The organism is Bythopirellula polymerisocia (genome assembly GCF_007860015.1).
In the GTDB taxonomy this organism is placed as follows: Bacteria; Planctomycetota; Planctomycetia; order Pirellulales; family Lacipirellulaceae; genus Bythopirellula; species Bythopirellula polymerisocia.
The window spans coordinates 17,820-28,387 of the sequence record NZ_SJPS01000018.1 but is presented as its reverse complement, the minus strand read 5'-3'; the positions used below and the strand labels follow the sequence as shown (position 1 = coordinate 28,387).

The following is a 10,568-nucleotide window of genomic DNA, read 5'->3' as shown; positions in this document are numbered from 1 at the left end:
GAAGCGGAGTGGCCTCGTAGGCCGCGCCCGCCCCCAACTCCTCCGCTGCTACGCAGCTACGGAGTTGGGGGCGGACCTACCGGCAGGGTTAACCCCAAAAACAAATGTGCGCATCTTGACGGACACTACCTATTATTTTTTTCTTTGTTATATATCTTTTTTGAAAATGCCCTTTTAAAGAGTCGAGATTTCATCGGGGCAAGATAAGACCATTTGCCGTCGGGGCGATTCTAGCTGCCGTTTTTGGAGCCTGTAATAAACAATGCGGGCATTCTGTGGGCTAGCTGGCGGGCAATTTTCCCCCCATCATTTTCCTTTTGCTATATCTAAAAAATTGTATCTCATTCCAAATTTTTCTTTCTGGCCATGTTGGTTTGAAATCATGCGAATAAGTTTTGGTATCTTAAGCATAGAAATGGGTTTAAATCCTTTTTCTTTGCACCATTGCTTATATTTCTCGTCAAGTTCTCTCCTAAATCCATTGAACCGCCCCTTCAATACCTCATCATAAAAGACAACGAAGTTTTCTGCTGGTTGTTCTTCTTGTTTAACATGCTTCTTATGAGGTTTAGACTTAACTTGGAAGTGTAGCCTTTTGTTCTTCACGCGAATTCCCATCCATCCAGCATGGATTTTGTAATTGCCCTGCTTCTTTAACTCAGGATCAATGACTCCTGTTTTTCTGAATTGCTTGATGAGAACTCTTCCAAGAGACATTATTGGAAGAACATCTTTACCCTTGGATTTGCACCATTCTGAGTAGTCCAAATAGATATCATGACTTTTGATTCTTGTATCATTAGTTGTCACCTCAATACATTCATCGAGATATTCTTGGACGTTATTCTTTGTTTGTTTTGGTAAGATTAAATCAAGTGGTTTCTTCGTATATTTATTTACAATTGCCATACTTACGGGAGAACCATCGCTCAGCTCATAATTTTCTTCGTTCATTATGGCAACCACTTTTGTCGTTGAGACACCTTGCCGCTTTAACTCAGTAGCTCTCTCAATCGCCTCCTGGCTCATAGTCTTTGTGCTTAGCTTGGCGGCTCTGGCACCATGTATACGGGCAGAAAACGACGTGCACACCGCAATGATATCATCGCTTAATTCTTTTTCTTCCGATTCATTCAATTCTTTTTCAGTATAGATTATTTTAATTCCATGATTCTTAGCCAGAAGTTCTATTATCTCGACTCCAAACCGGGCTAATCTGTCGCGAAATGTGAGAAGCAAAATTCCCCCATCATGTTTGTGTTGCATTATCTGCTCTAACATGCGGCCCAGCCCAGCTCTTTTGAAACTTAATCCCGAGCCGATATCCGTAAAAACCGTGGGTTCTATTCCGTATTGGTTCTGGCAATGGAGTTTTAATCTTTCGACTTGCCGTGAAAGTGATGACTCTTCGTTTTTAGCAAAACCCTTAGCCTGCCCACCACTCGACACCCTCGCATATAGCAAGATGGAAGGGTGTTCGCTTTCGACCTCTAATCCTAAGAATTGCTCAACATCTTCGCGCTTAAATCGGCGATGACCGCCATTTCCCGAACGGTACGTGGGCAGCTGGTTTAGCGACCAACGCCGAACTGTGTTTGGATGGGCACCTGAGAGCCGACAAACATCGCCCACAGAAAGAAGTTGATGGGATGAGGCCCCGCAGATACCATTTTGATTAGGCATTTCTAGCTCCTGTTTAGCTAGTGATTGCTTAGAGGCCCCGTTGTGTTTCAGCACAGCGGGGTCTCGTTTTGTTGATGCCTTAATATAGCAAGAATCAATGATTATATCTATTCGTAAGGCTTAAGAATTAGCCTAGAAAAATAGAGAGCATAGTAGCTTTTAGTTATATTTTTTTAAGCTGGGTGATTTCTACCACGAATTTTGGGCCAAATCGGTAACAGTCGTTCAGCAACGATTGGCGAGTAGCAAAAGTGATTGACCGGAATAGGTGTCAGGCGCTGGACAGAAACAGCAAGGGGAAGATTTTTTTACCGCGGAGACGCAGGAAGCGCTGAGTGGGAAGAGAAACGACCAATTCGGAACAATTGAAACAAAATTCTGGAGCGAACCGCCGTTCCTGCACACAGATGTTCCACTTATGCGAGTACTTCGTCAAGCTGCCTGAGATACTGCATGACGGAAGCAAGCGCTACTAAGCAGTGCATGACGGTGGCACTCGGCAGACATGAACCTTGATACCAACTGCAGAAATACCGCCGCAGAGTCAGCGGTCACGCGCTAAGGGTATCGGTCCTCAACTGAGTAGGAGTGTTCGGCCCATTCAATTACCTCTGCCTTATTGATCGGCGTATCGTATTGTCTATGCCAGCCATGGAATCCGTCGACCACGTCGAGAATTATCCTCCCGATTACTTGGTATACCTCGTCCTTGGCGAAATCGCGTAACCACTGTTCTTCGTGGGCGTTCCCAGCCGCGCTACTTACGCCGTCTGAGTCGGGCATCAGTTCCTGGCTTCCAAGCAAAACCGGCTTGATAGCGAAAGAGACGTTCATCTTCGCTGGCACAATGGGAAGATTGAGCCGCAGCGTGTAGTCAGTTCGCTCTTCTATCGTCGAGCCGATGCTGCTGGTCCACACTTTCGCATCGCGTGGCATATCCCAGATTTTAACCCGGACTTTCTCCGCTGGCGCATCGCCCTGTTTGCTCACAATCATCCGTCAGTGCGCCCGGGACCGAGGCTCGCTTTGAGTCGGCCAATCGGGCTCGCGCGGCCTGCTCCCGCCCCAACCATGCCCCCAGTACCATCCAGGCTCCGGTGAGCGGCAGGATCGCCAACGCCACCGCACTGACCGAAAACCGTCCTAGGGCGTCGCACAGGTTCGCTGCGGCCACGTCGCTCCCCCGGAACACCACCGTATCTACGAACGCTTTCGACTCATATTTCTCCGCGCGGCTCACCACGGTGAACAGCACTTGCTGCGCGGGAACCAGCAGGCCGTAGCCCACGATTTCTTGGACAACCTTCGCGACCATCAGCGTCCATACGCTCGCATCGACCGAAAGCCACGCGAACTGGCCGACGATCACGCCGCAGGCAATGGCCAGCGTCACGCCCACGCCGACAAACCGCATCAACGCCGCCGCCAGGAGGGCCTGGAATGCGAGCGTGCCGCTTTGGGAATAGAAGTTCATCGCCGAAAACAGTTCCGTCCGCTCCTCGACCCCAAGTCCCTGGGCTCGCAATGCATGCTGAAAGTTGTTGTACACGAATGTGGCAGCAAACTTTCCGATTGCCGTGAACGCGCAGATCATCAGCAGGTAGCGCGATGCCAACACTGTGCACAGTCCGGCCCAGAGCGACCCGCTGGAAGGCGGTGCCTCACCGCTGCCACGCGTTTCCTGTCGCAGGGCCAGCCATGCCATCACGATGGATAACTCCAGAGCGAGTATTGCCGCTGCCATCAGCCAGGCCAGACCCAACCGCTGCGCGACGAAGCCTCCGACTAGAGACGCGACAATCGAGCCTGCTGTCCCGGCCGCGGCCACGGCGCCAAACCAGGTCTTGCCCTCCTCGGCCGAAAATAAGTCCGCCATCACGCTCCAGAACACGGCCACGACATACAGGTTGAACACGCTCACCCACACGAAGAACGCGTTACGCAGCCACACCGTGTCGCTATAACCCCGCGCCAGAAGCACGACAAATACGACCAGGCAGGCAACGAAAAATTGGTACACCCCAAACACGAGCTGCCGCCGAGTCGTGCGGGCCACGATTCGCCAGTACAGCGGCAGCGCGGCACACACGGCCAGAAACGTCGCCAGGTACAGTGGACCGTAGAGACGCGTCTCAGTTACCAGTGCATCGCGGACCGGCTTGAGCACGTAGTACGAGAAGAGCACCAGAAAAAACCAGGTCCACGAAACGAGTAGCCGATATCTCATAAATGAACATCATACCGGCTCTAGCCGTTAGGCAAATGCCTTTGCGTTACATATCCACCCGTCTTGCGAATTGATTCGACCAGCCGCGCCGCCCAAACTAGATTGTGAGGCACCCGCCGCCTACGCGTTGCCGCATTAATCCATGACTTCGGCACGATATCAACACGTTCGTGCTGGAAGCCGAACGCGGGGATGTGTCCCTGGAACTGACCAGCCCCCACAATACTAGCCCGGGATACCTACCAAACTGCCGGCACCAACACCAGCATCCGACCTGGTAGCTGATTGAATACTTCATCACAGGGCTCCACGCAGAAGGAGAGAATATCCTCCTTAATACCCTACTTTGGCGAAAAGAAGCGAGCGATTGGACGGTGTGAGCTTTGGTATGGCAGGGAAGCTCGAGCCTTCAGCTAGACTTTTGTCGGCCACGCATGCTCAGATGTTGCCAAGCAGAATAGCAACCTTTCGGACAAAGGTCGTTCAAAAACAGGTCCAGAGTGTACACGAGTTTAATCGACAGTCAGAGTCTGTCCGCTGATCAAATCTCGTGCACTCTATGTTGGACCAATTCCTATTGCTTGCCTGCCAAGACACCGATGAGTCCGCTAATGTCATTTAGATCGACATCACCGTCGCCGTCTCGGTCGAGGATAGCATCAAAGATGCCACGGGTCTTCGGTTGCTTTTCTTCCATCTCTGTACGGGCACCGCCGAGGATTTGTGGCAAGGCACGTGGGCTTTCCTCAGGGTCTTTTTCGGCTTGACCAAAAATTCCTCCAAGAACTGCTGGCAATACCTTGCCGAGGATTTTCTTGGTGGCTTCGGAGTCGAGCGTGATGACTTTGCCAATGCCACCTTCGACTTTGGGAGCGTCCTTACCGAAGATGACCGAGAGGATATCGTTCACCTGATCGGGATCCATTTCTTTGACTTGAACATGTTCATTGTGTGCCGGCGCTTCAGATGGAACATTTCCTTGTTCCACTTGTTTGCGAAGCATATCCCAAATGCTGTCGGCACCTTCCTTTGTCTGACTCTTTGCCTCAAGACCTCGCAAGATCGTACCGACTGCGGTACCGTAGGCTTGCTCTGCCCCTTTTTCATCGAGATCAGTATCCTTGCGGACTCTTTCTACGGTTTGTGTCCCACCACCGAGTAGCGCTTCAAGTAAACTAGACATCGCAGTTCTCCTAAATAAAGATGGAAAAGAGTATGGGTCATTTATGCTTTCCAGCCACGATTGCAACTGACCGAACAACGATTGTGACAGTTTAGTTAGTCAATCTAGTAACATGGTTCGCCGTCACCAAACCAATAGGCTATGCGTTTTTCACCTTACATATTTATGGGCAGGCAACAAGTGATTGTTAAGTAGAAAAGTGAGCAATTTGACCGGACAAAATGACGCACTGCCTAGTTTATCAAGAACAAGATAATCTTCGCGTTGAAAAGTCGCTTACCTGAGCCTGTTGCAATCGCGATTCTCGCTCTTGGAATTGCCCCACTCGGCATGAGACGTTTTCGATTAACAGAGAGAGTCAAGTGTAGCTGCCTGTCCAGAAATTTCTTTCACCGCTAGTATCTGATTTCGAACGGGGGAGGGGCGGGTGGAATCGGGTTGGACAAAATAGAACAAGACGCAGCTCGAAATTGCTGCGCCCTGTTCTTAAGTTGAATGTCCCCGTTCACCAACGTTCCCGGGTCGCCGGAAACTAGGCCTTCGGCTTCACTTCAGGCTGCTTCACCGTCGACACACGCCCATTGTCCGCAGGCTCTTTGAGGTCGCCCTCACCGGCGAGTTTGGCCAGGCTCTCGGGGATTTCGATGCCGCCGATGTCGCGCATCACTTGCATCATCGGGGGGAGGGTTCCCGCCATTTTGTGCAGGAAGTCGGCCGTGTTAGAGCGGCCATTGCTGCCACCGTTTTCCCAGACGACGACCTTGTCGAACTTGATGTTCGAGATTGCCTTAGCGGAACTCTCGGCCAGCGTGTCGAGATGTTCAAGCATCATGAGTTGGAAGGCTTCTTTCGCACCACCGCAGGCCTCGACGATCTGCTTGAGTCCCTCACCCTTCTTGGCCAAGATTTCGTATTGGCCACGAGCCTCGGCTTCCAACTTGGCATAGATTGCGGAGGCTTCACCTTCGGCTTCCAGGCGGCGCTTTTCCGCTTCCGCTTCGGCATCGACAACGATCCGGGCTTTCTGGGCCTTGGCGGGGGCTTCGAATTTGGCGCGTTCTTCGGCTTCGATCTTTTCCGCCTCGGCGAGGGCTGCTTTGGCCATTGCGCGGTTTTGTACTTCCAGCACGGCCGCCTCTGCTTCGCGTTTGCGAGATTCACCTCGTTGATACGCGTCGGCCTTTTGAGTCAGCAAGGTCGCTTGCGACTGGGCAACCTTTGCCTCGGAGAGGTTTTCCCCTTCGACAGCAGTAGCGTTAGCTTCTGCGACCGAGATACGCATCTCGCGTTCGGCATTTTTGACTTGCATATCCCGTTCGTAGGCCGCTTCTTGCTCACCCACGGACTGCAACTTGGCCATGTCGGCGATCCGCACAGCCTGCTCACGCTCGGCATCGCGGGTGCCGATTTGCTGATCGCGAGTGGCATTGGCCACTTCAATGGCCCGCTCACGATTAGCCTGGGCAACACGAATCTCGCCCTGCTTCTCTTCGTCGGCCACGTCGCCACGAGCCTGCTGGATCGCCTGTGAGGCTGCCTTCTGTCCGATGGCGTCGATGTAGCCGCTCTCGTCGGTGATGTCGGTGATGTTCACATTGATCAGCACGAGACCGATCTTTTTGAGTTCTGGCTCGACCGAGTTTTGAATGTGCTGCAGGAAGGCATCGCGGTCACGGTTGATGTCTTCGATCCCCATCGAGGCGACTACCTGGCGCAACTGGCCAAAGATGATCTCCTCGGCCTGCTTGCGGATGTCTGCCGTCGAGAGTTGCAAGAGCCGAATCGCGGCGTTGGTCATCACCTCAGGTGCCGTGCCGATGGCCACGGTGAACACGCTGGGGACGTTGACACGGATGTTCTCGATCGAAAGGGCCCCGCGCAAGGGGATTTCGATCTGAATCGGCTCAAGACTCAGGTATTCGTAATCTTGGAACAGCGGCCACACGAACGAGGCTCCGCCATGGACGGTCTTGGCGGCTTGGCCTTGCTTGGTCTTACCGAAGATTACCAGTACTTGATTGCTGGAGCAGCGTTTGTAGTTGGTCTTCAGCAGGACGATCGTCGAGAAGAAGATCACCGCCACGAAGGCGGCGAGGATCGCCAGACCGATCATCGTTTCAGGTGTCATTGCTGATAGTAAGATAGCATGTGTCATTGGTAATTCCCCCTGTATTATTTTGTTTCTAGCTCAAGGAGCTAACGCTTTCGGGTCGCCTAACTATGCTTCAACTGGGGCGGCCAATCGTCGGACCGCTACGGTGTCGCTGTTTTTCACTTCGATGATTTCAACCGTTTCTCCTGTGCGGAGAGGTTCACTTTCCTCAGAGACGGCTTGATACTCAACGGTGCGATTTTGCAGAGTAACTTGAACTTTTCCGACACCGGCTCCATCGGCTGGAATCGGAACATAGACCGTGGCGTGTTTGCCAATCGAAACGCCAATACGCTCGTTGCCCGACGAGACGAGCTTCGACATCCCTTGCATCAGGTAGTACATGCCGTACATGGCAGAGAGGCCAAGGATAATCGCGATCGTCAAAGCCATGGGCTGCGACATCCCAGCGCTCAACGCGGTCTTGCCTGCGACACCAAAGAACGCCGCGGCTGCGATCAATGTGCGGAAAGACAACACACCAAAGAGCCAAGTGCTGTCAGGATGTTGGTAGTCGGCATCTGCCGCGTGACCCATAGGAGTGTGGTGGTCGCCGGGTAAGTCAGCGTCGATGTCGAAGTCACCAGCCACATCGGCATCGCCGGAGAAGTCCCCGTCGCCCATGTCGCCGCTGTCATCCCCCATGCCCATGAGTGTGAGCAGGAACTGGCAGATCATGACTGTACCGCCAATGATTGCTGCGATCAGAAATAGCATGTCGAGCATGACGTACCTCCCACGAAAGTCAGAAAATCAGTCCTTGCAGCTGCGGCCTCAATCAAACATCCAGAAATTGTACCTCAAGTTCTCGCTAGAGAGAGGGACGTGCCGGTTATTCCGGTAAATTCTAGAGCCTATTTTTGGCCGTCTGCGAAAGGGTATTCGCACGATACGGGGGATTCTTGCCGGAAATCTGGCGAATTGGCCCCAGCCGCTCGCGGCATAGCTCTGAATACCGCAATACCGCAAGCGGCATTTAGAGGCGGCAGTTTGCGATTGATGTTTCCAGGATCGCGGTGGCACCGAGCGATTCAAGTTGCTCCATGATGCCGATGACTTCGCTTCGCTTAACCATGGCTCGAACGCTGTACCAGTTTTTGTCTTCTAACTGGTTGACGGTTGGCGAGTTGTAGCCGGGAGTGATTTGTTCTACATCGGCAAGCTTAGTGGCGGGGACATTGTATTCAAGCAGTGAGTAAGCACGGGCGATGACCACGCCTTCGAGTCGCCTCACGACCCGGTCGCAGAGGGCTTGATGATTGGTTTGAGGATTTTGGATCAGTACGGTCTCGTAACTACCAATCTCGTCCAGGATCCGCAGACGATTAGCGGCGAGCGTGCTGCCGGTCTCGACGAGATCGACAATCGCATCGGCAATTCCCAGGGCGATCATGACTTCCACCGAACCGGTGAGCTTTACCGTGTGGGCGGTTACGCCATGTGTGGCCAAATACTTCTGAGTCACGTTGGGAAAACTTGAAGCGATTCGTTTGCCGGCTAGCTTCTTCGGGGAGTCGATGCCTCCCTCTGCGGGAACACACACCGCCAATCGACAATTACCGACGCCCAGGCTCAGACGTTCGTTTAGTTCTGCACCACTTTCGGCCACTAAGTCGGCGCCTGTGATGCCAAGATCAATGGCACCTTCGGCACAGAGGATGGGTATGTCGTCGGTGCGAAGAAAAGTAATGTCGATTGGCATTTCCTTCACACGGGCAAAGAGGCTGCGGTCCTGACGGCGGAAACGGAGTCCCGCTTCAAGCAGCAGTGCTGTGGAAATCTCGGCCAAGCGGCCTTTGCTGGGGACACCGATGCGTAGGTTTTCTGTCATGACTTGTGTTAACTTATCGTTCTCGTGAGGCTTTTTCTTCTAGTCCAGAGACACCAAATCGCCGGGCGAGTTCGGCTTCGACTTCTGCGAGGCTCACCCCCCTATAGGCCATCAGGACAAGCAGGTGATAGAGTACATCCCCTGCTTCACAGATCGTATGCTGACGCCCCTCCTCGCCGGATTCTCCTGCCGCCTCGACCACTTCGGCGGCCTCTTCGATGATCTTACCGCCGATCTTTTCGATGCCCCCGGTGAGCAATTGGGTCGTATAGGATTTCTCGCTAGGCGATTGTTTGCGAGAGAGGATCGTCTGCTCCAAGCTATCAAGTGGTCGTGATTTGTGATTCATAGTTAGAACGGCGTGTGCGGCTTCCCCAAATGGTGGTCATGCTTCACAATGGAAAGTTTCGTGTAGGTGGGTCCCTCAAGTGTAAGCACCGATTACAGGTCTGACAATCATGCCCATGATGACTGGTCGCTGAAGCGACCAGTCCGAGTCTCACGTAAACCTCAATATTTTGATTAATGTAATTCTAGTGAACGATACGCAACCTGCCCTCGATTGTTGGTTTCTCAGTGGTGCTACCGCCGTGGGGAAAACGCAGGTTGCGCTCTCCTTGGCAAGCTGGATTGGGGCCGAGATTATTTCGCTCGACTCGATGGCCGTCTATCGCGGCATGGATATCGGCACGGCAAAACCGACTCCTGAGGAACAAGCCCAGGTGCCGCATCACTTGATTGACGTGGTCGATCCGAGCGAGGAATTCAGCATCGAGCGTTACTTGGAATTAGCCCAGGGGGCGATGGCCGACATCAAATCGCGTGGCAAGGAGGTGCTCTTTGTCGGTGGGACGCCGCTGTATCTGAAAGCACTCCTGCGAGGTATGTCGTCCGGCCCGCCAGCTGATTGGCAAGTGCGAGAGCAAATTGCCGTCGAGGTCAAAGAAGTTGGCAGTGAGGAGTTGCACCGACGTCTTGAGCAGCTTGATCCGCTGGCTGCTTCTCAGATTCATCCGCACGATACGCGGAGGTTGATCCGAGCCCTGGAAGTGTTTCGCTCCACTGGCGAGCCGATCAGTCATCAACAAACGCATTTTGACGAGGGGACTCCCGCCGACGAATGCCGAGTGTTTATTCTTCGCCGTCCCCGCGAAGAACAGCATGAGCGGATCAACGAGCGAGTCGAGCAGATGTTCGAACGTGGCCTAGTTGATGAAGTCGAGCGGCTCACTGCCAAGGGAAATAAGCTCGGTCGTACGGCAAGCCAGGCTGTGGGTTATCGCGAGGTGATCGAATATCTCTCAGGTGGCGAATACAATGAGATGGTTGAAAAGATCAAGGCCCACACACGCCGGTTTGCCAAGCGGCAGGGGACTTGGTTCCGCAGTTTGTGCGAATGTCGGTACGTGGACATTGAAGGAGAAATCGATCCGGAAGCAATCGCGAAACAAATCGCCACAATTTAGCCGGCATCGTCCCGATGCCGCTCCAA

At 53.0% G+C, this 10,568-nt stretch carries 9 protein-coding genes; 1 reads left to right on the top strand and 8 read right to left on the bottom strand.

Annotated features, from left to right (window positions below; all coding sequences use genetic code 11):
- Positions 1-306: 306 nt before the first annotated feature.
- The 8 genes from Pla144_RS24015 to hisE all read right to left on the bottom strand — a co-directional run bounded on the left by Pla144_RS24015 (position 307) and on the right by hisE (position 9,425).
- Positions 307-1,683 (bottom strand): IS607 family transposase, encoded by a 1,377-nt coding sequence (locus Pla144_RS24015; protein ID WP_146453252.1) that lies wholly within the window; start codon positions 1,681-1,683, stop codon positions 307-309.
- A gap of 558 nt (positions 1,684-2,241) precedes the next feature.
- Positions 2,242-2,619: a hypothetical protein gene (locus Pla144_RS24010; protein ID WP_146453251.1), complete on the bottom strand. Its 378-nt coding sequence runs from the start codon at positions 2,617-2,619 to the stop codon at positions 2,242-2,244.
- Between the two features lie 10 nt (positions 2,620-2,629).
- Complete coding sequence (locus Pla144_RS24005; RefSeq protein ID WP_146453250.1) at positions 2,630-3,910, bottom strand: NTP/NDP exchange transporter; 1,281 nt, start codon at positions 3,908-3,910, stop codon at positions 2,630-2,632.
- Between the two features lie 574 nt (positions 3,911-4,484).
- Positions 4,485-5,093: a DUF937 domain-containing protein gene (locus Pla144_RS24000; protein ID WP_146453249.1), complete on the bottom strand. Its 609-nt coding sequence runs from the start codon at positions 5,091-5,093 to the stop codon at positions 4,485-4,487.
- Between the two features lie 532 nt (positions 5,094-5,625).
- Complete coding sequence (locus tag Pla144_RS23995; RefSeq protein ID WP_146453248.1) at positions 5,626-7,248, bottom strand: flotillin family protein; 1,623 nt, start codon at positions 7,246-7,248, stop codon at positions 5,626-5,628.
- A gap of 63 nt (positions 7,249-7,311) precedes the next feature.
- Positions 7,312-7,971 (bottom strand): hypothetical protein, encoded by a 660-nt coding sequence (locus Pla144_RS23990; RefSeq protein WP_146453247.1) that lies wholly within the window; start codon positions 7,969-7,971, stop codon positions 7,312-7,314.
- 250 nt (positions 7,972-8,221) lie between these two features.
- The gene (gene hisG / locus Pla144_RS23985; RefSeq protein ID WP_146453246.1) at positions 8,222-9,076 is read right to left on the bottom strand and encodes an ATP phosphoribosyltransferase; all 855 of its coding nucleotides are present in this window, start codon (positions 9,074-9,076) and stop codon (positions 8,222-8,224) included.
- Positions 9,077-9,089: 13 nt separating this feature from the next.
- A complete protein-coding gene (gene hisE / locus Pla144_RS23980; protein WP_146453245.1) occupies positions 9,090-9,425 on the bottom strand; it encodes a phosphoribosyl-ATP diphosphatase in 336 nt (111 codons plus the stop codon).
- A gap of 187 nt (positions 9,426-9,612) precedes the next feature.
- Between hisE and miaA the strand changes: the two genes are divergently transcribed.
- Complete coding sequence (gene miaA, locus Pla144_RS23975; protein ID WP_231936539.1) at positions 9,613-10,542, top strand: tRNA (adenosine(37)-N6)-dimethylallyltransferase MiaA; 930 nt, start codon at positions 9,613-9,615, stop codon at positions 10,540-10,542.
- Positions 10,543-10,568 lie beyond the last annotated feature (26 nt).

What these genes read in the sequence shown, in the direction of transcription:
- Pla144_RS24015 (WP_146453252.1), bottom strand. Translation starts at nt 1,683, where the DNA reads ATGCCTAATCAAAATGGTATCTGCGGGGCCTCATCCCATCAACTTCTT.
- Pla144_RS24010 (WP_146453251.1), bottom strand. Translation starts at nt 2,619, where the DNA reads ATGCCACGCGATGCGAAAGTGTGGACCAGCAGCATCGGCTCGACGATA.
- Pla144_RS24005 (WP_146453250.1), bottom strand. Translation starts at nt 3,910, where the DNA reads ATGAGATATCGGCTACTCGTTTCGTGGACCTGGTTTTTTCTGGTGCTC.
- Pla144_RS24000 (WP_146453249.1), bottom strand. Translation starts at nt 5,093, where the DNA reads ATGTCTAGTTTACTTGAAGCGCTACTCGGTGGTGGGACACAAACCGTA.
- Pla144_RS23995 (WP_146453248.1), bottom strand. Translation starts at nt 7,248, where the DNA reads ATGACACATGCTATCTTACTATCAGCAATGACACCTGAAACGATGATC.
- Pla144_RS23990 (WP_146453247.1), bottom strand. Translation starts at nt 7,971, where the DNA reads ATGCTCGACATGCTATTTCTGATCGCAGCAATCATTGGCGGTACAGTC.
- hisG (WP_146453246.1), bottom strand. Translation starts at nt 9,076, where the DNA reads ATGACAGAAAACCTACGCATCGGTGTCCCCAGCAAAGGCCGCTTGGCC.
- hisE (WP_146453245.1), bottom strand. Translation starts at nt 9,425, where the DNA reads ATGAATCACAAATCACGACCACTTGATAGCTTGGAGCAGACGATCCTC.